Annotated in this window: 22 protein-coding genes; 5 read left to right on the top strand and 17 right to left on the bottom strand. The window is 76.3% G+C overall.

Translation table 11 applies throughout. The features are described from left to right. Nucleotides 1-33: 33 nt before the first annotated feature. From ACZ6PY_RS15495 to ACZ6PY_RS15485, 3 genes are read right to left on the bottom strand one after another with little or no spacing between them, the layout of a single operon-like run. Nucleotides 34-1,482, bottom strand: a complete 1,449-nt coding sequence (locus ACZ6PY_RS15495; RefSeq protein WP_466072638.1) for a hypothetical protein — start codon at nucleotides 1,480-1,482, stop codon at nucleotides 34-36. After that, complete coding sequence (locus ACZ6PY_RS15490; RefSeq protein WP_466072636.1) at nucleotides 1,479-2,003, bottom strand: hypothetical protein; 525 nt, start codon at nucleotides 2,001-2,003, stop codon at nucleotides 1,479-1,481. Before ACZ6PY_RS15490 ends, ACZ6PY_RS15495 begins: the two co-directional genes overlap by 4 nt. A gap of 12 nt (nucleotides 2,004-2,015) precedes the next feature. Next, nucleotides 2,016-2,591 (bottom strand): hypothetical protein, encoded by a 576-nt coding sequence (locus ACZ6PY_RS15485; protein WP_466072634.1) that lies wholly within the window; start codon nucleotides 2,589-2,591, stop codon nucleotides 2,016-2,018. A gap of 107 nt (nucleotides 2,592-2,698) precedes the next feature. Here ACZ6PY_RS15485 and ACZ6PY_RS15480 point away from each other — a divergent pair, with 107 nt between their 5' ends. Continuing rightward, entirely contained in the window at nucleotides 2,699-3,628 is a 930-nt protein-coding gene (locus ACZ6PY_RS15480; protein WP_466072632.1) for a diacylglycerol/lipid kinase family protein, read from the top strand. Nucleotides 3,629-3,633: 5 nt separating this feature from the next. Here the strand turns inward: ACZ6PY_RS15480 and ACZ6PY_RS15475 are convergent, their stop codons facing one another. From ACZ6PY_RS15475 to ACZ6PY_RS15460, 4 genes are all read right to left on the bottom strand, one after another. Continuing rightward, nucleotides 3,634-3,903, bottom strand: coding sequence for a hypothetical protein (locus ACZ6PY_RS15475; protein WP_466072630.1), 270 nt, complete (start codon nucleotides 3,901-3,903; stop codon nucleotides 3,634-3,636). Between the two features lie 16 nt (nucleotides 3,904-3,919). Further along, nucleotides 3,920-4,318, bottom strand: coding sequence for a DUF2267 domain-containing protein (locus ACZ6PY_RS15470; RefSeq protein WP_466072628.1), 399 nt, complete (start codon nucleotides 4,316-4,318; stop codon nucleotides 3,920-3,922). A gap of 101 nt (nucleotides 4,319-4,419) precedes the next feature. Continuing rightward, nucleotides 4,420-5,199: a L,D-transpeptidase family protein gene (locus ACZ6PY_RS15465; protein ID WP_466072626.1), complete on the bottom strand. Its 780-nt coding sequence runs from the start codon at nucleotides 5,197-5,199 to the stop codon at nucleotides 4,420-4,422. Between the two features lie 82 nt (nucleotides 5,200-5,281). Continuing rightward, entirely contained in the window at nucleotides 5,282-5,614 is a 333-nt protein-coding gene (locus ACZ6PY_RS15460; protein WP_466072624.1) for a hypothetical protein, read from the bottom strand. 128 nt (nucleotides 5,615-5,742) lie between these two features. Here ACZ6PY_RS15460 and ACZ6PY_RS15455 point away from each other — a divergent pair, with 128 nt between their 5' ends. The 4 genes from ACZ6PY_RS15455 (at nucleotide 5,743) to ACZ6PY_RS15440 (ending at nucleotide 9,376) form a co-directional block, all read left to right on the top strand. Beyond that, nucleotides 5,743-6,495 carry a dienelactone hydrolase family protein gene (locus ACZ6PY_RS15455; protein ID WP_466072622.1) on the top strand — a complete coding sequence of 251 codons (753 nt, stop codon included), beginning with the start codon at nucleotides 5,743-5,745 and terminating at the stop codon, nucleotides 6,493-6,495. Nucleotides 6,496-6,546: 51 nt separating this feature from the next. Further along, the gene (locus ACZ6PY_RS15450) at nucleotides 6,547-7,182 is read left to right on the top strand and encodes a maleylpyruvate isomerase family mycothiol-dependent enzyme (RefSeq protein WP_466072620.1); all 636 of its coding nucleotides are present in this window, start codon (nucleotides 6,547-6,549) and stop codon (nucleotides 7,180-7,182) included. Between the two features lie 79 nt (nucleotides 7,183-7,261). Next, nucleotides 7,262-8,581 (top strand): FUSC family protein, encoded by a 1,320-nt coding sequence (locus tag ACZ6PY_RS15445; protein ID WP_466072618.1) that lies wholly within the window; start codon nucleotides 7,262-7,264, stop codon nucleotides 8,579-8,581. Between the two features lie 81 nt (nucleotides 8,582-8,662). Further along, nucleotides 8,663-9,376: an RraA family protein gene (locus ACZ6PY_RS15440; protein WP_466072616.1), complete on the top strand. Its 714-nt coding sequence runs from the start codon at nucleotides 8,663-8,665 to the stop codon at nucleotides 9,374-9,376. Between the two features lie 9 nt (nucleotides 9,377-9,385). Here the strand turns inward: ACZ6PY_RS15440 and ACZ6PY_RS15435 are convergent, their stop codons facing one another. The 10 genes from ACZ6PY_RS15435 to ACZ6PY_RS15390 form a co-directional block, all read right to left on the bottom strand. Beyond that, entirely contained in the window at nucleotides 9,386-10,012 is a 627-nt protein-coding gene (locus ACZ6PY_RS15435) for a response regulator (protein ID WP_466072614.1), read from the bottom strand. Continuing rightward, nucleotides 10,009-11,271 (bottom strand): sensor histidine kinase, encoded by a 1,263-nt coding sequence (locus ACZ6PY_RS15430; protein ID WP_466072612.1) that lies wholly within the window; start codon nucleotides 11,269-11,271, stop codon nucleotides 10,009-10,011. The genes ACZ6PY_RS15435 and ACZ6PY_RS15430 overlap by 4 nt, the downstream gene beginning before the upstream one ends. A gap of 95 nt (nucleotides 11,272-11,366) precedes the next feature. Then, nucleotides 11,367-12,302, bottom strand: a complete 936-nt coding sequence (locus ACZ6PY_RS15425) for a hypothetical protein (RefSeq protein ID WP_466072610.1) — start codon at nucleotides 12,300-12,302, stop codon at nucleotides 11,367-11,369. A 111-nt stretch (nucleotides 12,303-12,413) separates the two neighbouring features. Then, nucleotides 12,414-12,809: a VOC family protein gene (locus tag ACZ6PY_RS15420; RefSeq protein ID WP_466073554.1), complete on the bottom strand. Its 396-nt coding sequence runs from the start codon at nucleotides 12,807-12,809 to the stop codon at nucleotides 12,414-12,416. A 21-nt stretch (nucleotides 12,810-12,830) separates the two neighbouring features. Next, complete coding sequence (gene dinB, locus ACZ6PY_RS15415) at nucleotides 12,831-14,018, bottom strand: DNA polymerase IV (protein ID WP_466072608.1); 1,188 nt, start codon at nucleotides 14,016-14,018, stop codon at nucleotides 12,831-12,833. Between the two features lie 38 nt (nucleotides 14,019-14,056). Further along, nucleotides 14,057-14,974: an NADP-dependent oxidoreductase gene (locus tag ACZ6PY_RS15410; RefSeq protein ID WP_466072606.1), complete on the bottom strand. Its 918-nt coding sequence runs from the start codon at nucleotides 14,972-14,974 to the stop codon at nucleotides 14,057-14,059. A 97-nt stretch (nucleotides 14,975-15,071) separates the two neighbouring features. Next, a complete protein-coding gene (locus ACZ6PY_RS15405) occupies nucleotides 15,072-15,566 on the bottom strand; it encodes a DUF2231 domain-containing protein (protein WP_466072604.1) in 495 nt (164 codons plus the stop codon). A gap of 54 nt (nucleotides 15,567-15,620) precedes the next feature. Beyond that, nucleotides 15,621-17,771, bottom strand: coding sequence for an amylo-alpha-1,6-glucosidase (locus tag ACZ6PY_RS15400; RefSeq protein ID WP_466072602.1), 2,151 nt, complete (start codon nucleotides 17,769-17,771; stop codon nucleotides 15,621-15,623). A 29-nt stretch (nucleotides 17,772-17,800) separates the two neighbouring features. Then, nucleotides 17,801-18,559, bottom strand: a complete 759-nt coding sequence (locus tag ACZ6PY_RS15395; protein ID WP_466072600.1) for an ABC transporter permease — start codon at nucleotides 18,557-18,559, stop codon at nucleotides 17,801-17,803. 61 nt (nucleotides 18,560-18,620) lie between these two features. Beyond that, nucleotides 18,621-21,812 carry a penicillin acylase family protein gene (locus ACZ6PY_RS15390; RefSeq protein WP_466072598.1) on the bottom strand — a complete coding sequence of 1,064 codons (3,192 nt, stop codon included), beginning with the start codon at nucleotides 21,810-21,812 and terminating at the stop codon, nucleotides 18,621-18,623. Nucleotides 21,813-21,855: the final 43 nt, after the last annotated feature.

Below are 21,855 nucleotides of genomic sequence, written 5' to 3'. Positions count from 1 at the left end.
CAGCGGCGCCACCCGGCCCAGCGCCGGCGTGGTTCACCGCGGGGCGTGTCCGCAGACCGCCACGTCGGGGATCACCTCCTCGGTGCGGTAGACGTCGCTGCTCCAGCTGGGCCCGGCCGCCGCCGCGACGGGTGGGATACGCGGCGCGCGGGACGGGGTGAGCAGACTGAGGAATTTGTTGATCACCTGGACCACCGGCTCGAGGATGCGGTAGCCGACGCCGAAGGTCGCCCGCACCCCGATCCCGACCCCGCGGCACTGGGCGTACGCGGCGCCGAGGGCGGAGCCCAACGTGGCCCCGTACGAGGTGGTCAGCTCGACGTGGACGCCGGCGGTGAACAGGAAGGCGCTGATGCCGACGGTGAACCGGACGCCGTGGCGGATCAGCAGCCCCATCACGCCGACGGGCACGCCGGTGAGCGAGTTGAGCAGGCTGCTGCGCCGCTGGAACGACGTGGTGATTCGCGGACCGACCCGGCCGTCCGCCCAGCCGAAACCGAGCTTGCCGGCCAGCGCGTACTCGCCCGCGCCCCGCACGGTGCCGCTGCGGGCGCCGAACGCGGTGGTCACCTCCAGGGTCTGGCTCACCGTGAACGACAGCGGGATGCCGGCAGCGTGTCCGATGGGGAAGGAGATGTCGATCGGGACGGGGAACACCTTCCGGTGGTTGCGGCCGTCGGCGATGCCGCCCTCGAAGCTCACCTTGATCCCGAACCCGCCGCTGATCTCCAGTTCGGCCCGGGTCACCGTGCCGCCGCCGATGTCCAGGCGGAAGGAGGCGTCCGGCCGGGTGAAGGTGAGCGTGACGGTCCCGACCAGGCGCACGCCCCCGTCGTCGTACGCGAAGTGCGCGCCGACGCCGTCGGTGCAGCAGGTGGTGTAGAGCTGGTAGCCCTGCGCCCTCGCGGCGCCCCGGCCGCCGCGCTGCGGCGCCGGCTGGGTGCCCGGGGCGCTCGGCGCCAGGAGCGGGCGGCCGCGGCCGAGCGTGCGGCGCGGCGCCGGCGGCTCCTCGGCCCACGACGGCTCGCCGGCCGGATAGACGACCGGGTCGTCGAGGGTGAGGTGGCCGGACGCGAAGCTGCCGTCCCGCACCACCTCGGTGATGTCCACCGGCCCGATGGTCACCAGCAGGTCGCCGCCGGACTCGGCCAGGTCCAGCACCCGGCCCACGCCCCGACCGGTCACGAACATGACCTTCCCGGGGGCGAGCCGGTCGGCGTTGCGGGCCGCGCCGTCCAGCCGCCAGGTGAGCCCGTCGGCGCTGACCGAGCGCACCGACCGGCCGCCACCGCCGACGATCACCACGTCCGGTTGCAGGGTGACCTCGGGTCCGGGCGCGGGCGCCGCCCCGTAGCGCAGCTCCGCCTCGCCGCCCGGTCCGGTGGCGCGGCCGTCGGTCCGCAGGCTGCCGCAGCCGGTCAGTGCGAGCAGCCCGGCGACCGCGGCGGCGAGCAGCCGGCGGCCGGGCACGGGCCGGCTCACATCCGTTCGGCGACGGTGCGGGCGAGGCTCCGCAGCGGCTCGCGGTTCTCCTGCGGGTCGTTGAGCCGCATGAGCCGCACCGCCACCCAGACCTCGCCCTTACGGATGAAGAACGCCTCGGCGGTGAGCTGCGCCTCGTCGCCCACCCCGGCCAGCGGCAGCACCTCGTGCCCCAGCTCCCGCTCGATGTCGAGGTACTTCTTCGCGCCGTCGCCGACGTACACCTCGACCTGGGCGGTGGGGCCGGTCACCGGGGCGGTGTAGGTGCACGAGTCCCGGACCGGCACCGCGGCGTTCACGGGCGTGCCGGCGAGCCGCTGCGCGTCGGCACGCGACACCAGCGCGCAGGCGTCCGGCAGCGCGGTGGACGGGCCCGCCCCGGCCGCCTCGGACGTGGGCTCCGCCGGCGTGGCCGCGGCCGGCGGGCGGGCGGCGGCCGGCGGCCCGTCCGCGCCGCCGCAACCGGCGGGCAGTGTGAGGGCCGCCGCGACGGCGAGCGCCGGCAGGAGGCGGGTACGCATCGCCGACTCCCCTCAGGCCGGGATCGTGTCGAGCAGCCGGCGCAGCGTCTGCTCGTAGCGGGCCACGTCGGCGCCGACGCTGCTCAGGGTCAGCGTGTACGCGCCCCGGTCGCTGATCAGCACCGCCTCGCCGGTCACGTCGCGGGCGGCCAGGTACGCCTGGTCGCCCCGATCGAGGTCGACCACCCGCCCGTACCGTTTGCCGGCCTGCTCGCGCTGGTAGTCGAAGGTCGCCCGCCCGGCGGTCGCGGAGGCCGTGGTGACGGTCAGGCTGGCCACCCCTTTGCCGTCGCCGAACAGGCAGTTGCCCTCGTCCCGCATGGGCTGTCCGAGCACGTCGGACACCTGGGCCGCGGTGAACGGGCACGGTGGCCGGACGCTGCCCGCCGGGTCGGCGGCGTCGTCCCCACCGGTGGTGTCGGCACCGGCGTCGGCGTCCACGCCGGCCGCCGGGACGTCGGCGGCGCCGTCGCACGCGGCCGGGGCGAGCACGGCCAGCAGGAGCAGGGGCAGCAGCCCGAGCCGGGCGGCGCGGGCGGTACGGGGTCGGGCGCCGGTACGGGCCGGCGGAAGCGCGTGACGTGCCATGCGCCCGACGCTAGGGCGACGGTGACCGCCGGCAATCGGGTGTTTCCCTACGTGGTGACCCGTCGGCTACCGCCGACGTGCCGGATCGGCGGATAGGGTCGGGAACCGTGCGGACCAAGCAGGAGCTGGGGGCGGCGATCCGGGAACGGCGGCGGGCGGCGCTGGTCGTCAACGCGCACTCCCGCCGGGGCCGCCGGCTCTACGACGCCGTCCACTCCCGACTGCGGGCAGCGGGCTTCACGCTGCTCGGCGCGTACCCGGTGCACCGCCCCGCCGAGCTGGACCGGGTGCTCGCCGAGGCCGCCGACCTCGGGCCGGACCTGTTGGTCGCGGGCGGCGGCGACGGCACCATCGGCGCGGCCGCCCGGCTGCTCGCCCACCGGGACATGGCGCTGGGCCTCCTGCCGCTGGGCACCACCAACAACTTCGCCCGCACCGTCGGCGTCCCGCTCGACCTCGACGCCGCCGTCGGGTTGTTCACCGACGGCAAGGTGATCGACGTCGACCTGGGGCTCATCGGCGACACCCGGTTCACCAACCACGTCGGGATCGGGCTGTCGGCCGACATCATGCTGACCGCGCCGCCCCGGCTGAAGCGGATGGTCGGGCGGCTCGCGTACCCGCTGACCGCGCTGGGGTTGCTGGCCCGGCACCGGCCGCTGCGGGTCACCGTGCGCGCCGAGGGGCGGGAGCACGGCTTCGACACCCACCAGGTGTACGTGGCCAACGGCGGCTTCCACGCCGGCCGGCCGATCACCGCGGACGCCAACGCCGACGACCGGCTGCTGGTCGCGTACCCGGTGGGCGGGCCGACCCGGCGTGGCCTGCTGCGCGAGACGGCGCGCAACGCGGCGGCCGGGCACCGCCGCACCCTCGGCGACGAGCCGTTCCTGGCGGTCCGCCAGCTCTGGCTGGAGACGGACCGGCCCGCGCGGATCGAGGTCGACGGCGAGCCCTACGGCCAGACGCCGGTGCGCATCGGGCTCGATCCGAACGCGCTGCGCCTCATGGCCGCGGCGGACAGCCCGGACCGCTGAACCGGTCAGTCCCGGCGGTCCTCGTCGGGGGTCGGAATCTCCTGGTTCTGCTCCACCGCGTCGGCCGGCGTGACGTCGCCGCGCACCGCGTCGGGCAGGCCGGTGGCGTCGCTGGGCGGGACCAGCACGCCCTGCTCGGCCAGGTCCGCCTCGGTCGCCTCGGGCACCGCGTCCGCGACCGTGTCCGGCGGGCCGACCACCGTCTCGTCCTGCCGCTGCTCCTGCGCGTCGGCCTCCGGGGGCCGGCGCAGCGGATCCTCGTCGCCGATGCTCATCGCGGTCCCCGGCCCGTCACCGGCCACGCTGGACGTACGGCGCGGTCTGGTCAGCCACCTCGCCGTACTCGGTGGGCAGCTGGGCGACCACGTCCTCGTAGCCGGCGGGGTCGACGGCGTCACGCAGCACGTCGAACACGGTGGTCACCCCGTCCTTGGCCCGGTCCACGTCGACGTCGGCGCGCTCGCTGACCCGGTCCACGAACGCGTCGAGCCCGAACCGCTCGCCGGTCTCGCTGCCGCCGAACGCGTACGCCCGCAGCGCCTCGGGGAGCCGGTCGGCCAGGTCCCGGGCCTCACCACCGTCGATCCGTTCCGCCAGTGTGGTCAACGTGGCCCTCGTGACGGCCGTGGCCTGCTCCGACGACATGCCGCAGCGCTTCGCCACCGCGCCGATGAACTCGTCCTGGTTCACCTCGACGCCTCCCTCTCGGCTGGAAGAAGCCGTCTTCCCGCGCTCCGCCGCCGCAAACGGTCCGGCGGCCCCGGCGCGCCGGGGCCGCCGTCGACCGGCCGTCAGCGGTAGACGTGCACCGGCGTGCCGATGCGGATGGTGGCCCAGAGCCGGTCCATCGCGGGAACGGGCACCCGGACGCACCCGTGGCTGGCCGGGTAGGTGGGCACCGAGGTCGCCCCGTGCACCGCGTACCCCCGGTAGAAGTAGTTCGGCCGCCACAGCAGGCCGAGGTCGCTCTGCCGCCAGCCGTCGATGCGCCGCTGCACGGTCCAGTTGCCGGTTGGCGTGGGGGTGCTCGCCTTGCCGCTGGAGGCGTCCAGGATGCGGACCACCACCCCGTTCTTGGCCAGGTAGACCACCTGCCGGCCGAGGTTGGCCTCCACGGAGTAACCGGGGTGGGTGTACTTCGGCTTCGGGACGACCGGACGGTCGAGCGCCGCCCAGGTGCGCGGCCCCACGATGCCGTCGCGGGCCAGGCCGTTGACCTTCTGGAAGGCGACGACCGCATGGTGCGTGGACGGCCCGAAGATGCCGTCAACCCCGCCCACGTCGTAGCGCAGGGCGGTGAGCCGCGCCTGCAGTGTGGTGACCGCGGCGCCCCGCGAGCCCTGCCGCAGGGTCGGCCTGCTGGCGGCGGCCGTCGTGACGGCCGTGCCGGCGGCCGGGGCGACCGACACCGCCGTGGCCGGCCCGGCCGCCGGGGCGGACCGGGCGGTCGAGGCGGCCGGCGCGGCGGCGGCCGGGCCGGCCACGGCGGCCAGGCCGGCGGCGACCAGGAGGGCCGTCCCGAACGCGGCGGGATGGCGGTGGCGCCTGGTGTGTGACGAGACGGGGATCATCGTCCCTCCCTTCCGAACTCCTACCCGGAAGGTAGTTCGCGGAACGGGAAAAGTCTGCGCGTTCGTCCGGTTCCCGCCCCGATCAGGCGACCCGGGGCGCGGGCAGGACCGGCAGGGACACGCGCCGGGCCGTACCCGAGACGTCGCCCGTGCGGTCGACGGACGGCTCCGGGACCACGGCCTCGACGGCGAGGGTTGCCGGCCCGGCCGGGCCGCTCCCGTCGCCGGCGGCGCGGACGGCGGTGAGCAGCGCGACCAGCCGGTCCACGTCGTCGGCGGGCATCCGGAACGAGCCGCGGCACGTCGCGCCGCTCCACAGCGACAGCACCACGGCGCCACGGTCGGGGTGGTAGCTGACGCGCAACGTCCGGTCCTCGCCCCGCAGGTCGGTGAACAGGTCCCCGAAGCTGGGCATCGGTCGCACCTCTCCCATCCACCCAGGATGCCCGGGCGCGGCGCCCGATGGAAGGGCTCACCGTGCCGGCCGCCGCGGGCGGGGGTAGCGTGCACCGCGGAACCGCGCAGCACAGGGAGGTCCGGACAGTGCAGACGACGACCGTGGACGTGCCGACCGGCGACGGGGTGGCGGACGCCCTCCTCGCCCGACCCGACGGGGACGGGCCCTTCCCGGCGGTCCTGGTCTTCATGGACGCGTTCGGGCTCCGCCCCAGGATGGCCGAGATGGCGGAGACGATCGCCGCCCGTGGCTACGTGGTGCTGGTGCCGAACCTGTTCCACCGCTTCGGCCGCGCCCCGCTCGTCGACCTCTCCGGCCTGCACGACGAGAACCGGCGCGGCGAGCTGTTCGAGAAGATCTCCCCGATGATCGGCGCGCTGACTCCGGACGTCATCGCCCGGGACACCGCCGCCTACCTGGACTTCCTCGCCGCGCAGCCCGGCGTCGCGCCCGGCCCCGCGGCCCTCACCGGCTACTGCATGGGCGGCACCAACGCCCTGCGGGCCGCCGAGGCACACCCGGACCGGATCGCCGCGGCGGCCGCCTTCCACGCCGGGCGCGTGGTGACCGACGCACCGGACAGCCCGCACCTGGGCGTCGGGGCGGTCAGCGGCGAGCTGTACTTCGGCCACGCCGACCAGGACCCGTCGATGACCGCCGAGCAGATCGCCACCCTGGAGAAGGCCCTGGACGCGGCGGGGGTGACCTACCGCTCGGAGGTCTACGCCGGGGCGCGCCACGGCTACACCCAGGCCGACACGCCGATGTACGACGAGGCGGCCACCGAGCGGCACTGGGTCGCCCTGTTCGACCTGCTCGACCGCACCTTCCGCCGCTGACCCCGTCCGGCGGGGGCAGCGGGGGTGGCGGTCGGCGGCCAGAATGGGGCGGTGGAGACCGACCTGCTGCCGATGATCGCCGCCGAGCGGCGCCGGACGGCCGACCTGATCGACTCGCTCACTCCGGCGCAGCTGGACACCCCGAGCCTCTGCGGCTCGTGGACGGTGCGGGAGGTCGCCGGGCACCTGGTGTCGCCGCTTGTCCGGTCACGGTGGTCGCTCCTGCCGCTGGTGCTGCGCTCCGGTTTCCGGCTGCACGTGGCGAATGCCCGGCTGGCCCAGCAGGTGGCCCGGAGACCCGCCGCCGAGCTGGCCGCGGCCCTGCGCGAGCACGCGGAGCGCCGGTTCCGGCCGCCCGTGGTCGGCTACTTCGGCCAGCTCACCGACCTGCAGGTGCACGGGCTCGACATCCGCCGGCCGCTCGGCCTCCCCGCCGACCTGGACCCCGACCGGGCGCGCACCTCGCTGGACTTCCTGGCCGGCGGCCGGGCGGTCGGCTTCGTGGACCGGCGCCGGGTGGCCGGGCTGCGGTTCGAGGCCACCGACCTGGGCTGGGCGTCCGGGGCCGGCCCGGTGGTGCGGGGCACCGGCGAGGCGATGCTGCTGACGCTGACCGGTCGCCGGGTGGTCCTGCCGGAGCTGGAGGGCGACGGCGTCGCGGTGCTGGCCGGCCGCTGGGCCGGCTGACGCCGCGCAGAACCGGCCGGCGGAGCGGCCGCGCCGCAACCCGGACGATTCACCCGCGCCGCGCCGGGTAACCGCCGCCATGGCCGACGAGCGCCCTGACACCGTCCGCTCGCCTCTCGACCAGGCTGCCGAGCGGGCCGGCCGGGAGCTGGCCCACGTCCGCGCCGAGGGCTTCGCGGCGGGCCGGCTGCGGCTGCGCCAGCTGGAGCTCACCATCGTGATCGCCGTGCAGGCCGGGCTGGCCGCGGCGCTCGCCGCGCTGCTCGCCCAGCGCCTGCTCGGTCCCGGCGCGCACGTCTTCGCGCCGGCCGCCGCGGTGGGCACCATCGCCACCGCCATCGGCCAGCGGGCCCGGCGCACCTTCGAACTGCTGGTCGGGGTGGGGCTCGGCATCGTGGTCGGCGACGTGCTGCGCGACCTGCTCGGCTCCGGGGCCTGGCAGACCGGCCTGGTGGTGACCCTGGCCATCGCGACGGCGCTGCTGGTCGCCGGCCGCGGTGGCGCACTGGTCGGCCAGGCCGGCGGTACGGCCGTGCTGATCGCCACCCTCGCCCCGGTCGAACCCGGTCTGGAGCTGCCCCGGATCTTCGACGCGCTGGTCGGCGGCCTGGTCGGCCTCCTCGTGGTGGTGCTGCTGCTGCCGGTCAACCCGCTGCGGGTGCTGGACCGGGCGACCGGGCCGGTGGTCACGACGCTCACCACCGAACTCGACGCCGTCGCCCGGGCGCTGGCCACCCGGGACGCCGGCGGGGCCATCCGCTCGCTGGAGCGGATGCGGGCGCTCGACGCCGACGTGGGGCGGCTCAACGACGCGCTCAGCGGGGCCGAGGAGGTGGTCACCCTGGCGCCGGTCCGCTGGCACCGGCGCGCCCGGTTCCACCGGTACGCGGCCGCCGCGCAACACCTGGAGCGGGTGATCCTCTACGCCCGCTCGGTGGCCCGCCGCTCCGCCACCGCCCTGCAGTACGGCGAGCCGATCCCGCCGACCCTGGCCGAGGCCGTGACCCGCCTGGGTGAGGCCGTCCGCATGATGCGCCACGAGTGCCGGGACGCCGAGGACCTGACCGACACCCGCCGGCTGGTCCGGGAGAGCGCCGAGCTGGCCGGCCGGGCCTGGGCGCAGGGGGTCCGCTCCTACGGCGACGGTGTGGTCACCGACCTGCGCACGGCCGACAGCGAGGTGCTGCGGGCCACCGGCTGCGACCCGGACGACGCCAACCGGATGGTGCGCACGGCGGCCGGTGCGGGCGAGGCCGAACTGCGCCCGCCGCTGCGGGCCCGGATGGCCCGGCCGGTGTCGCGCGACCCGCGGGCCCGGCGGCGGACCCGGGTGGCGCGGCGCCGGCGTCGCCGCCCCGACGCGTTCCGCCCGCCGACGCGCACACCCCACCCGACCTGATCCCGACGCGTCGGCGAACCGGAGCCACGGCCCGGCAAGTGGCCGCTCCCACGCACCGCTCCCGCTGGCTAGCGTCGGCCCATGAGCATCGACCGCGCAGAGCTGTCCCGGCGCTTCGCCGCGCTGACCACCGCCCACGTGGCCGACGCCTGCCTGCGGGCCGCCGTCCCGGTGCGCTGCGCGCCGGCCGGCGTCCGCCCCGTGCTGGCCGGCGGCCGGCTGGCCGGCCGGGTGCTGCCGGCCCGGCACGTCGGCAGCGTCGACATCTTCCTCGAGGCGATCGACCGGGCCGCCCCCGGCGACGTGCTGGTGGTGGACAACGACGGGCGCACCGACGAGGCGTGCGTCGGTGACCTCGTGGTGCTGGAGGCGCGGGCCGCCGGGCTGGCCGGCCTCGTGGTCTGGGGCCTGCACCGGGACACCGCCGACATCCGGGCGGTCGGGCTGCCGGTGTTCAGCCTGGGCGCCACCCCCACCGGGCCGCAGCGGCTGGACCCGCGGCCGGTCGGGGCGCTGGCCTCGGCGCGGGTCGGGCGGTGGACGGTCGACCCCGGCGACGTGGCCCTGGCCGACGAGGACGGGGTGCTGTTCGTGCCGGCCGGCCGGGCCGGCGAGCTGTTCGACCTCGCCGAGTCCATCCGGGACACCGAGCGGCGGCAGGCCGACCGGATCCGGGCCGGTGAGCCGCTGCGGGCGCAGGTCGGGTTCGGGGCCTACCTGGCGGGCCGGGCGGGCAACCCGGCGCTGACCTTCCGGGAGCACCTGCGCGCGGTGGGCGGCGCCATCGAGGAGTGAGGCCGGCGCTCAGACGCCGCGGGCCCACAGGGCCAGGCGCACCCGGTTGGGGCTGTCCGTCTTGGTCATGAGGCTGGTGATGTGGGTCTTGACGGTGGTGACGCCGATGTGCAGCCGGTCGGCGATCTCGGTGTTGGACAGGCCCTCGGCCACCAGGTTCAGCACGTCCCGCTCGCGGGTGGTCAGGCCGTGCGCCGGGCGCGGCGCGTCGGCGCGCGCGTGCACCGCCCGCTGGACCAGCCGCCGCAGCACCTCCGGGCTGAACGGGCTGTCCCCGGAGGCCGCCCGGCGGACGCCGTCGAGCAGGTCGGCGGGCGGTGCGTCCTTGAGCAGGAAACCGCAGGCGCCGGCGGTCAGCGCGGGGTAGAGGTGGTCGTCGTCGCCGAACGTGGTGAGCACCAGCACCCGGGTGGCGGGGCGCTCGGCGAGGATCCGGCTGGTCGCCGTGATGCCGTCGACGCCGGGCATCCGCAGGTCCATCACGACCACGTCGGGCAGCAGCCGCGCGGCGAGGTTGATCGCCTCCCGGCCGTTGTCGGCCTCGCCGACCACCGTCAGGTCGGGCTGGGCGTCGCAGAGCATGCGCAGGCCGGCCCGGATGAGGTGCTGGTCGTCGACCAGCAGGACGCGGATCACGCCGGCTCCGGCGCGTGCGGGCCGGCGGGCCGCGGGCGGGGCGCCACCGGATCCGGCGGGCGGGCCGCCGGGTCCGGCGGACCGCCCGGTGCGGGGACCGCGGCCGGTAGGACGGTCCGGACCCGCCAGCCGGCGCCGGTGCGGCCGGCTTCCAGCCGCCCGCCCAGCACCTCGACCCGTTCCCGCATCCCGGTGAGGCCGTGGCCGCCGCCGGCCGGCACCGGGGCGGGTGCCGGACCGCGCCCGTCGTCGGCCACCTCCCAGTGCACGGCGCCGTCGACCACCGCCACGGTCAGCCGGGCCCGCGCCGCGGTGCCGGCGTGCTTGGCCACATTGGTCAGCGCCTCCTGGGTCAGGCGCAGGACCGCCTGGCCGCGCACCGCGTCCAGCGCCCCGACCGCCGGGTCGACGTCGGCCTCCACGGTGACGCCCGCCTGCCGGGCCCGGTCCACGGCCGCGTCCAGCGCCGCCGGGACCGCCGACGGCTCGATCGCGGTCAGCGCGGCGTCGCGTACCCCGGCGGGGTCGCGCAGCACCGCCACCAGGCGGCGCAGGTCCTCCAGCGCCGCCGACCCGGTGCCGTGCACGTCGTCGAACACCTCGCTCACCCGCGGATCCAGGTCCGGCAGCACGTGCCGGGCCACGCCGACCCGCAGCACCATCGACGCGACGTGGTGCGCGACCACGTCGTGCAGCTCCCGGGCGATGGCGCTGCGCTCGTCGGCGCGGGCGGCGCGGCTCTCCGACTCCCGCCGGCGCTGCTCCGCGGCGGCCCGTTCCTCGGCCTGCCGGGCCAGCTCCCGGGTGGTGCGGATGAGCAGGCCGAGCAGCAGCGGCACGCCGACCTCGACGGTCAGCCCGAACACCCCGGACAGCATCCGCCGGACCGGGTCGCCGATCGAGTCGGTCAGGTCGACCGCGACCAGCAGCCCGGCCGCCAGCCAGATGGTGCGGGACCGCTCGGCCCGCATGGTCAGCTCCAGCAGCGCCCAGCTGGCACCGACCTGGTTGATGGTCGTGTCGTCGACGAGCGTGAATGCGACCGCCAGCAGCGCGGCCTGCGCCACCAGGTTCACCAGGGGCCGACGGTGGAACAGCGGGGCGGCGGCGAACGCGGCCAGGGCCAGCGCCCACTGCGTGGCCGTCGGCGCCTGGTGGCCCTGGGCGCCGAACACCAGGTAGCCCAGGCCGCTGAGGTCCAGCAGCAGCATCCGCGCGAGCGTGTCCCGCGTGTCGAAGAGGCGACCGATCGAGCCCACGACGGCAGCCTAGGCGGTGCGGTCGGCGGCCGGGGGGACCGCCCGCCCGGCCCACGCGGCGCGCGGTCCGAGGAGGACGGCCGGGTCGACGCCGGTCATGCGGCCACCACCACCGGCTCCGGCCGGCGCCGCGCACCGGCGAGGACCGCACCGGCGGCGGTCGCCGTCGCCACGACCAGGGCCGCCGCGACGGCCAGGGTGAGCGCGTCCGGGCGCAGCAGCGGCTGGCCGCGCAGCGCCTGCCAGGTGAGCAGGAGGGTGGCCCCGCCGTACGCCGCGCCGGCGACGAGCACCAGGCGGGCCCGGGCCCGCTCGTCGAGCCGGGCGCCGAGGAAGCGGTTGAGCAGGATGGCCAGCAGCGGCAGCGCCTGGAGGGCGTGCAGCCCGACGAAGTGCCCGATCCGCAGGTCACCACCGGTGGTGCTCCAGCCGACCAGCGGCAGCCCCGGCCCGCCGTCCGCCACGCCGACGCTGTGTGCCCCGCTGATCCCCTCGGCCGCCGACTCGGGCGCGCGGGTCACCATCGGGACGGCCACCAGCATGCCGAGCAGGGACAGGCCGAGGCCCAGCCGGACGGCGTACCCGGCGGCCCGGTCCGCCGCGCGTCCGATGAGCGCCACGATCCCGATCACCAGCTGGGCGACGAAGAGCACCATGATCGCCGCGCCCATGGCCGAGAACAGGGCGGCGTTCAGCGGGGTGGTGCCGTTGAAGTGGCTGGTGGTGCCGCGCAGCACCTGCGTGACGATGATCGCCATCTCCACCACGGCCACCGCGACGATCAGGGTGGCCGCCCACTCGGCGACCCGGCTGCGGCGCGGCAGCAGGGTGAGCATCCAGGCGAGGGTGATGCCGTACAGCACGAACGAGACGGCGAACTTCAGCGGCTTGAGCCAGATCGGCGCGCCGGTGAGCACCCGCGGGTCGGCGAGGACACCGACCGCCGCGACGACGGTGAGCGCCGCCATCGCCACGACGAAGAGCACGAGGGGGCGGTGCCAGCGCGCCGCCCGGTTCAACACGGTAGTCATGCCTGTAGATGCTGGTGGGCCGGCCGCCCCGTCGCGCCCGACCGGAGGCCCCGATGTCGGCCGCAGGTCGGAGCCGCCGCCTCCTACCCGGGGAGGAGGCGGCGCGCGAACCTACACCGGGTCGGCGGGCAGGTGCTGGACGAGCTGGACCGGGTTGCCGTCCGGATCGGCCGTCCAGGCGATGAGCAGCCGGTCCAGCCAGACGTGCGGGGCGGCGAGCGCCGGGGCGCCGGCGGCGGTCAGCGTCGCGTACGCGGCCGCGGTGTCGTCGGTCCAGAGGATCACGGCGGCGCGCTGCCCGCTCGGCACCGGGTCGAGCCCGTGGTCGTCGCGGGTGGACGCCACCGAGGCGATGCCGATCCGGTAGCCGTCCAGTGTCAGGTCGACGTGGATCGGCGTGCCCTCGGCGGGCACCCGGAAGGTCTCGGTGAAGCCCAGCCCGGCGTAGAAGGCGGCGGCCCGGGGCACGTCCTCGCTGAACAGGATCACCTGCGGGGTGCGGAACATGGACACCGGTGGACCGTACCGTCAGTCGGGCAGCATGGGCATCTCGAGCCCGGGGTCGCGGCCGAGCAGCACCCCGCGGGTCAGCGCCCGCGACCCGAACCGGTCCCGCACCGCGTCCACGGCGGCGTCCAGCGCCGGCCCCGGGTCGCGGGCGAACGGCAGGGTGAGCTGCACGTGCCCGTCGTCCAGGTTGCCAACGGCGACCCCGATGAGGGTGACGCCCCGGGTCTCGATCTCCGGCAGCGCGGCCCGCAGCAGCGACCGGGCGGTGGCCCGCAGGGGCGCGGTCTGGGCGGTCGGCTTGTCCAGGGTGTGCGCCCGGGTGGCCCGGGTGTAGTCGGCGAACCGCAGCCGCAGGGTCACCGTGCGGCCGGTGCGCCGGGCCGCCCGCAGCCGCCCGGTCACCCGGTCGACCAGGCCGGCCAGCACGGCGTCCAGCTCGGCGGGGGAGTGCGGCTCCCGGCCCAGCGCGTGCTGCGCGCCCATCGAGGAGCGCCGCCGCCCGACGGTGACGGCGCGCGGGTCGCGGTTGTGGGCGAGGGCGTGCAGGTGGCGGCCGGCGCCCGCGCCGAGCAGCGAGACCAGGGTCGGCTCGTCGAGGCGGGCCACCTGCCCGACGGTGCGCAGGCCCCGCTCGCGCAGCTTCGCGGCGGTGACCGGGCCGACGCCCCAGAGCCGCTCCACGGGCAGCGGGTGCAGGAAGGCCAGCTCGCCCTCGGGCGCGACGACGAGCAGCCCGTCCGGCTTGGCCACCCCGCTGGCCACCTTGGCGAGGAACTTGGTCCGGGCCACCCCGACGGTGATCGGCAGCCCGACCTGCCGGCGGACCTCCCGGCGCAGCTCGGCCGCGATGCCGGCGGGCGGCCCGACCAGCCGGCGCAGCCCGCCCACGTCGAGGAACGCCTCGTCGATGCTGAGCCCCTCGACCAGGGGCGTGGTGCGCCGGAAGATCTCGAACACCGCCCGGCTGGCCGCCGTGTAGGCCGCCATCCGCGGCGGCACCACGACGGCGTCCGGGCAGAGGCGGCGGGCCTGCCGGCCGCCCATGGCGCTGCGCACCCCGCGGGCCTTGGCCTCGTAGCTGGCGGCGAGGACCACACCGCCACCGACGATCACCGGCCGGCCCCGCAGCCGGGGGTCGTCACGCTGCTCGACCGAGGCGTAGAACGCGTCCAGGTCGGCGTGCAGGATGGTGGCCTCGCTCGACACCAGGACATGTTCGCACAGATGTTCGAACGGCGGGCCGGTCAGGGCATGCTGATCGCCAGCTTGCCCAGGGCGCCGCTGAAGTCGGTCAGGGCCCGGGGCACCTCGGCCAGCTCGTAGCGGCGGTCGACCGGCACCCGGACCCGACCGGCCAGCACGTCGTCGGCGAGCCGGTCGAGCGTCCCGCGGTCCGGCTTGCCGAGGATCGAGACGGCCGCCGGGTGCTGGTCGGGGCCGAAGCCGATGGTGGAGGCCAGCCGCCCGCCGGCGGCGAGCAGCCCCGCCAGCGGCGCGCCCGGGCCGGCCAGGTGCGCCACCGCCGAGACGCCGTCCGGGGCGAGCGCGCGCACCTGCCCGACCAGGTCGCCGGTGTAGTCGACCACCTCGTCGGCGCCCAGGTCCCGGACGAAGTCGGTGGCCGGCCCGGGGCGGGCCGTGGCGACGACGCGGGCGCCGGCCAGCCGGGCGTACTGCACGGCCAGCGCGCCGACGCCCCCGGTCGCCCCGGCCACCAGCACCGTGTCGCCGGGCCGGACGGCCAGCGCGTCGACCGTGTCGAGGGCGGTGGCGCCGGCCAGCCCGAGCACGCCAGCCGTGGCGAGCTCGATGCCGTCGGGGACGCGGGCGACGCCGTCCGCGCCGCCGGCCGTCACGTACTCGGCCCAGGTGCCGTCGCCCAGGTAGGGGCGCATGAGCACACCGAACACCGGATCGCCCACCCGGAAGTCGCTGGTGCCGCCGATCGCCTCGACCTCGCCGGCGAAGTCCTTGCCGAGCACCACCGGGTACCGGTAGTCCGTGGATCCGCGCAGCGCCCCGTCCGCCGCCTTGTGGTCGAAGCCGTTGACCGAGGACGCCCGTACCCGGACCAGCACCTCGTCCGGGCCGGGGCTCGGTCGGGCCAGGTCGTCCCGGACGGTCGGTGCCGCCCCGTCCCGGTCGAGAGTGATCGCCCGCATCCGCTCGTCCCTCCTCCGGCGCCCGGCGGCGCCCGTCGGCCGCCCGGCCGGGGACGGGTTCCCCGGCCCGGCGGCTGTCCCCGGCCCGCGCGGCGGGTCAGGCGCCGCGGGCGCGGGGCCGGTGGGACAGCGAACTCGGCGCGTTCACGCCGGCGTCGTCACTCACGCTCATCCCCAGCCGCTCGACCAGCTCGCCACCGAGCCAGCCGGTGAACCCGGCCAGCACGATGCCGGCGAAGCTGCAGATCAGCGCGCCGGCGTTCGGCTCCCAGTTGTCCGCCCCCCGGCGCAGCAGCCAGCTGATCGCGAACAGCACCAGCACCACCACGTTGCCGAGGCCGTGCGTCGCGCCGACCCGCTTGGCGCGGGTGCCGGCCGGGATGGCCGACCAGTCGATCAGGCCGAACACCGCCGCGACCAGGCCGCCGATCACGCCGGCGGCGATGGTGTACGCGGCGGACACCTGGAAGCCCGTCCGGTCGGTGATCAGGTACAGGATGTCGAAGATCACCGAGGTGGCGAGCAGTCCGAGCGGGAACACGATCAGGATGGGGTGGATTGCGTGCCCCATCGACTTCGCGCGACTCTCCATGCCGGTCCTTCCTTCTCGGCCCCAGGCGCGGCCGGTTTCCCCGTCCGGCGCCGCCTACACCTGCCGGCGGGTCAGGGCGATCGCCTGCCGGGACGGGCGGCGCAGCACCGCGAGCCGGTCGCCGCGCACCCGCACCGAGGTACGCCCGCCGCGCCGCCGCCGCACCGTCAGGTCCACCGTCGCCCCGCCCACCCGTACGCCCTCCAGCCGCAGGTCGGGCAGCCACTCGGGCAGGTGCGGGTCGACGAGGACCGCGCGCAGCGGCGCGGCCGGGCGCAGCGCCAGCAGGGCCTGGACCAGGGCGACCACGGCGCTGGCCGACCAGGCCTGCGGGGAGCACGAGTTCGGGTAGACGCCCGGATGCGGGTGGGCGGCGTCCCGGGGCAGGCCGCTGAGCACCTCCGGCAGCCGGTGCTCGCCGAACAGCGCCGCGGCGGCGAACATGCCCTCGGCCAGCCGGTGCAGGTGCGGCCAGCAGCCGTACCGGGCCAGCCCCAGGCCGATGGTCCCCGCCTCCACCGGCCAGACGCTGCCCCGGTGGTAGCTGAACGGGTTGTAGGCCGGGTGCGCCGCGGACAGCGTCCGCACCCCCCAGCCGCTGAACATGTCCGGAGCCAGCAGCCGGTCGGCCACCCGCTCGGCGACCCGGGCCGGGACGATGCCCGTGGCGAGCAGGTGACCGTCGTTGGAGTTGGTCGACCGGACCGGGCGCTTGTCCGGCCCCAGCGCCATGGCGTAGCAGCCCCGGTCGGGCAGCCAGTACGCCCGGTGGAACCGCCGGCGCAGCGCCCGGGCCCGGGCCAGCAGGGCGGCGCCCCGCGCCGGGTGCCCGGTCACGGTGAACACGACGGCGGCGTGCCGGAGGGCGGCGTACCAGTAGCCCTGCAGCTCGCTGCTGGCGATCGGGTTCGGCACCACCGCGCCCCGCTCGTCGACGATCGCCGTGTCCGAGTCCTTCCAGCCCTGGTTCTTCAGCCCGCCGGGGGAGCGGCAGTGGTAGTCGAGGAAGCCGTCGCCGTCCGGGTCGCCGTACCGGTCGATCCACTCCAGCGCCCGGACCGCCGTGGGCAGCAGGTCCCGCACGGTGGCCAGGTCGCCGGTCCAGGCCAGGTACTGGCCGAGGAACACCAGGAAGTCCGGCGCCGTGGACCAGTCGCCGTAGTAGGCGGTGAAGGGGTCCAGCCCGAGCAGCGAGACCGGCCCCTGGCGGGCCTCGTGCAGCGGCTTGCCGGGCTCCTCATCGCGCCAGTCGTCCAACCGCCGGCCCAGGTGCTCGGCGTTGAGCCGGAGGCTGTCGGCCAGCATGGTGGAGCCGGCCAGCAGGGCCTGCCAGGAGGCGGTCATCGTGTCCCGGCCGAAGATCTCCTGGTAGATGGGGAGGCCGGCGATCGGCGCCGTCGGGCCGGCCGGCTCGCCGAGCGGCAGCACGGCCAGGTCGTGCACGGCGCACCGCCAGGCCGCGGTGACGTCGAAGTTGCTGCTGGACAGCCGGGCCAGCTCGGCGTCCAGCCGGGCCCGGGCCCGGGCGGCCGGATCGTCGGGCTCGGCGAACGTGGCCGGCGGGGCGGGCAGCCGGGTCCCGTCGAAGACCGGCTCGACGAGCAGTTCGACGCCGACGCTGCCGCCGGGCGGCACCGCCAGCTCGACGGTGAACCCGCCGCCGTCGTACGTCACCGGGGCGGCGGCGCACAGCCGGACCGCCACGGCCCGGTCCAGGCCCTCGTGCCGGTAGGTGAGCAGCAGCTCCGCCGCGCCCGGGTCCCACCCGGCCGCCACCTCGCCGTGCTGGAGCCGGCGGCCCGCCTCGGCCTCGCCGGTGTCGGCGAAGTCCGCCGCCACGGCCAGCCCCAGCCGGAACCGCAGCGGCCGGGCGGCGTAGCTGAGCACGGTGAACCGGCTGCGCAGCCCGGGGCCGACGAACCGCTCGACGGTCAGGTACGCGGCCCGCGACGGCAGCGTCTCCCCGTCGCCCAGCTCGGCGTAGGAGAGCTGGGCGTGCCCGCGCACGTTGGCGGTGGCGAACGGCACGGGCTCCCGGCCGTCCACGGTGATCCGCTCCCGGCTGAGCACCCGGGTGTTGCGGGCGAAGAAGCCCTGCGGGTCGACCCCGGCGATCCGGCCCCGGACGTCGGTGACCAGGGTGCTCCACCCGCTCGCCACGTAGAGCAGGTCGGGCCGGACGCGCAGGTTGCGGACCCAGGTCATCCGCCCGCGGTTACCCGCTGGCGCCCCCGCTACGCCCCGGGTCGGGGCGCGGTGCGGGCGCGGTCCCGGACCAGCAGCTCGACGGCCACCGCGATGGCCACCGCCTCCACGGCCAGCAGGGTGAGCAGGATCAGCAGCTGGGTGGCCCCGGCGCGGACCGGCCCGGCGCCGCCGAGCAGCACCCCGACGAACGCGCCGGGCAGGGTGACCAGCCCGACCGTGCGGGTCTGGTCGAGCGCCGGGACGAGGGCCTGCCCGGCGGCCGGGCGGCAGATCTCCAGCGCGGCGTCGCGGGGGAGCAGCCCCAGGGCCAGCCCGGCCTCGTACTCGCCGTGCCGGGTGCGCAGCTCGTCGAGGGTGCGCCGGCCGGCCAGGCTGGTCGCGGTCATCGCCCCGCCGATCAGGATGCCGGCGGTGGGCAGCACCACCAGCGGGGTCGCCGGCAGGGCCCGGCTCGCCAGGAGCACGGCCAGGCTGGGCGCCACGCCGGCCGCGATGGCCAGCGGCGCGACCCGGGCCGGCCCCTCCCCGCCGATCCGCCGGCGGGCGGTGAGCGCGGCGACGGCGTACATGAGCAGCACGAACGCGGCGGTGCTCCACCAGGCGCGGAGCACCGCGACGATGACCACGGAGACGGCGCCGAGCTGGACGGTGGCCCGGGCGGCCGCGGTGAGCACGGTCCGGGCCCGGCCGAGCCCGGTGAGCCGCAGCACGGCGGCGCCGGCCAGGGTGAGCGCGGTGAGCGCGACGACCAGGGCCGGGCCGATCGGTACGGTGCCGCCGCTCACCCGGTGATCGTATGCCGGTGGCCGGCCGGCGGGTGCGGTCCCGCCGGCCGGCCCGCCGGTGTCACCGGCCGTAGACCTCGAACTCGTAGAGCGAGAAGCCGTACGAGGTGGCCCGCTTGACCCCGTACACCCGCACGTAGCGGGCGGTGACCGGGGCGACTGTCACGTTGTCCGTCCCGCCGTTGCCGGCGGTGGTGCTGAACACCGGCTGCCAGGAGCCGCCGTCCGCGGAGACCTCGATCCGGTACGCGCTGGCGTACGCGGCCTCCCAGCGCAGCACCACCCGGCTCACGGCGCGGGCCGAGCCGAGGTCGACCCGGATCCACTGGTTGTCGTTGTAGCTGCTGGCCCAGCGGCTGCCCAGGCTGCCGTCGACCGCCTTGTCCGGGGTGTGACTGGTGAGGAACTGCGTGCTCGACGCGGTCGCCGCCCGCCCCTGGGCCAGGTTGGTGACGTCGTCGCCGCGGCGCGCCGGGAACGAGACGACCTGCTGGTAGGTGGGGCGGTTCTGCCAGGCGATCACGGGGTGGGTGATGCCGCCGAGCCCGGACTGGGCGATGGCGTCGGCGCACCACTGGTCGCCCGCCCCGCACGACTTGTCGCCGGGGTAGACGGTGGCGACGGGCACCGCGGCCGCCTGCGCGAGGGCGTCGAGCAGGCTCTGCCGGCAGGCGCCCAGGTTGCCGTTGCCGCAGTACGCCCGCCCCAGCCCGCCGGCCACCGGGTCGCCGAGCACGGTGCGGATGTCCTTGTCGACGTAGCCCCACCAGCCGTACTGGAAGGAGGAGCCCTTGTGCGGCTGGCCCTGCAACGCCCACACGGCGCTGCCGTCGCGACCGCCGTTCTGGCCACCCGACGGCGCCTCGTTGACCTCGATGGCGTCCACCAGCGCGGCGTAGAGGTCGGGGCCGAGACCGGGCCGGAACTCCGCGGCGGCCAGCAGCGGCCACCAGGCGTCGAAGATCCGGATGGCGTCGGCGTGCTGGTAGACCTTGGAACCCGGTGCGGTCTCGACCCGGCGGGCGCCGGCCTGCTGCCAGGCCCGCAGCTTGGTCACGGCGTCGGCCAGCGCCGGGTCGGTGACCGGCGCGCTGCCGAGCACCCGGAGCAGGTCGCCGAGGACCTGCTGGCCGCGCAGGTCGGTGACCGCGGCGTCGGCCATGATCCGCACGACGTCGGCCCGGCCCAGCTTGCGCTGCGCGATCGCGGCGCGCACCGGCCCGTCGAGGAGCTGGGCCCGGTGCACCGCGCCGAAGCTGAAGTTGCCGTCGGCCGCGCCGAAGTCCCGGGCCTGCTTGTTGTTCCAGCTGACGTAGTAGTCCTGGTTCACCGACTGGGGATGGGCCGCGGCCGGGGTGTAGGTGGCGGTGTTGGTGTCCGCGTTCCAGCCGACCCACTCGTTGGCCGCCTCGGCGCGGGTGGGCAGGTTCGGGTCGGCCGTGGACGGTCGGACCGGGTTCGACCCGGAGTTGAAGTAGGCGGCCTCGGTCGAGTTGACGTAGAACCAGTTGAACGCGTAGCCGACGTTCGCGGCGGACTGCTGGAACGCGGCCGCCGAACCCATCGCGGCCGGGTCGTTGTACGCCTGGAAGCCGATCGCCGAGTCGGCCTCGTGCCGGTAGGTCGAGCGCAGCTTGGTGAACGCGGTCGGCTGCCCGTTCACCAGCCCCCGGTAGGCGACCAGCCCGTAGCGGGTGCGCAGGGCGCGCAGCGTGTACGAGCCGGCCGGGGTGGAGTCGGCCAGCGTCGGCGACCAGGAGTTGCGGTGTTCGATGACCTCCATGGCCACGCACTGCCCGTGCCACAGGTAGCGGGTGGACGCGAGTGTCGGGGCGCTGCCGTCGGTGGTGCACAGCGGCACCGCGTACGTGTCGGTGAGGTCCTGGCTGGCGGAGGTGGCGCTCCACGCGTAGTCCTGGCCGCGGCCGAGCAGCACGTACAGGTTCAGCCCGGCGAAGGCGGCGCCGCGGGCGCTCACCCCGGGGCCCTGGAGTTCCTGGAGCATGAGCAGCTGCGGGGCGAAGTAGCCGGTCTGCGGGCCGAACACGGCGACGGGGTTGCCGGTGGTGGTGTGCCGGCCGGAGACCACCACGGCGTTGGACATGCCGTGCGACCGCAGCCCGGCGAGGCCGCTGAGCAGCCCCTGGGTGGTGGCGCCACCGGCGCCGGCCCGGGCGGCGGCCCCGCCGGTCGGGTCGTAGGCGAGCGGCTCGGCGACGACGCTGCCGGCGTCGGGGAGCACGGCGCCGGTCGCGCCGGCCGGGGTGGCGCCGTACGGGAAGCTCTGTCCGTCGTGGAGGGTGAGCACCGTCTCCGGGTCGTTCTGGGACCGGAACGCCTGCCAGACCCGGTCGCCCTCGGCGGCGCCGAACTTCGCCCGGGCGGCCACCCGCACCAGGGCGGACTGGATCTCGGAGCCGCCGCCCCCGCCGAACAGGCCGCCGATGACGCCGGCCGTGGCGATCAGGTCGGTCATGGTGAAGTGCTTCGGCTTGCCGGCCCCGGCCAGCACGTACTCGCCGGGGTAGTTGTCGGCGCTGATGGACTGGTCGATGTAGGCGTTGACGCCGGCGATGTAGTCGGTGACGTCGTCGTAGAGCTGCTGGCCGCGGGCGCCCTTCTGGCGCAGCGCGTCGACCTGGGCCTGCAGGTCCGCCTCCGTGTAGGGCGAATTGGCCCAGATGCTCTGCTCCAGCTCCCGGTTGCCGGGGGCGCCGCCGGCGAAGGAGGTGAGCGTGCCGCGGCCGGCGTGCCGCAGCAGGTCCATCACCCACAGCCGGTCCTGGGCACCGGCGTAGCCGGCGCCGAACATGGTGCCCGAGCGGGTGGTGCCGGTGACGTGCGGCACGCCGGTCGCCCGGTCGCGCACGATGGTGACGTCCGCGCGGGGCCGCACGGTGCTCTCCACCTGCCCGTCGGGCACGCCGAACGAGGCGTCGTTGTAGAACTGCGCGATCTGCTCGTCGGTGAGCCCGGCGTAGCCGTAGACCAGGTTCGCGTACTCGTCGAGCTGGTCGCTGGAGTGCGCGGGCCGGGTGCCGAGCGCCTGGTGGGCGAGGATCGCGGCGAGGGTGGCGTTGCCGTTCTCGCCGGGCGGCAAGATGTCGGCGCACTGGCCGAGGCAGTAGTCGCCGGGGGCGAACGTGGTGGCGGCGAGCGCCGGTGACGGTGGGACGACCGTCAGGGCGCTCGCCGCCGCGGTGAGGGTCGCGGCGAGGGCCGCGAGGCGGGCACGGGTGGTGGGACGGGGCATGGCGGATCCTCCGGATGCGCGGAGTCGGGCCGGGACTGCGCCC

The sequence above is a fragment of the Micromonospora sp. NPDC048907 genome (assembly GCF_055586885.1).
The sequence above is the reverse complement of the archived record's forward strand: the minus strand, read 5'-3'. Positions and strand labels throughout refer to the sequence as shown.

Excerpts from the sequence above, each read along its gene's own strand:
- ACZ6PY_RS15490 (WP_466072636.1), bottom strand. The coding sequence starts at position 2,003 with ATGCGTACCCGCCTCCTGCCGGCGCTCGCCGTCGCGGCGGCCCTCACA.
- ACZ6PY_RS15485 (WP_466072634.1), bottom strand. The coding sequence starts at position 2,591 with ATGGCACGTCACGCGCTTCCGCCGGCCCGTACCGGCGCCCGACCCCGT.
- ACZ6PY_RS15475 (WP_466072630.1), bottom strand. The coding sequence starts at position 3,903 with ATGAGCATCGGCGACGAGGATCCGCTGCGCCGGCCCCCGGAGGCCGAC.
- ACZ6PY_RS15465 (WP_466072626.1), bottom strand. The coding sequence starts at position 5,199 with ATGATCCCCGTCTCGTCACACACCAGGCGCCACCGCCATCCCGCCGCG.
- ACZ6PY_RS15460 (WP_466072624.1), bottom strand. The coding sequence starts at position 5,614 with ATGCCCAGCTTCGGGGACCTGTTCACCGACCTGCGGGGCGAGGACCGG.
- ACZ6PY_RS15445 (WP_466072618.1), top strand. The coding sequence starts at position 7,262 with ATGGCCGACGAGCGCCCTGACACCGTCCGCTCGCCTCTCGACCAGGCT.
- ACZ6PY_RS15440 (WP_466072616.1), top strand. The coding sequence starts at position 8,663 with ATGAGCATCGACCGCGCAGAGCTGTCCCGGCGCTTCGCCGCGCTGACC.
- ACZ6PY_RS15425 (WP_466072610.1), bottom strand. The coding sequence starts at position 12,302 with ATGACTACCGTGTTGAACCGGGCGGCGCGCTGGCACCGCCCCCTCGTG.
- ACZ6PY_RS15420 (WP_466073554.1), bottom strand. The coding sequence starts at position 12,809 with ATGTTCCGCACCCCGCAGGTGATCCTGTTCAGCGAGGACGTGCCCCGG.
- ACZ6PY_RS15410 (WP_466072606.1), bottom strand. The coding sequence starts at position 14,974 with ATGCGGGCGATCACTCTCGACCGGGACGGGGCGGCACCGACCGTCCGG.
- ACZ6PY_RS15405 (WP_466072604.1), bottom strand. The coding sequence starts at position 15,566 with ATGGAGAGTCGCGCGAAGTCGATGGGGCACGCAATCCACCCCATCCTG.
- ACZ6PY_RS15400 (WP_466072602.1), bottom strand. The coding sequence starts at position 17,771 with ATGACCTGGGTCCGCAACCTGCGCGTCCGGCCCGACCTGCTCTACGTG.
- ACZ6PY_RS15390 (WP_466072598.1), bottom strand. The coding sequence starts at position 21,812 with ATGCCCCGTCCCACCACCCGTGCCCGCCTCGCGGCCCTCGCCGCGACC.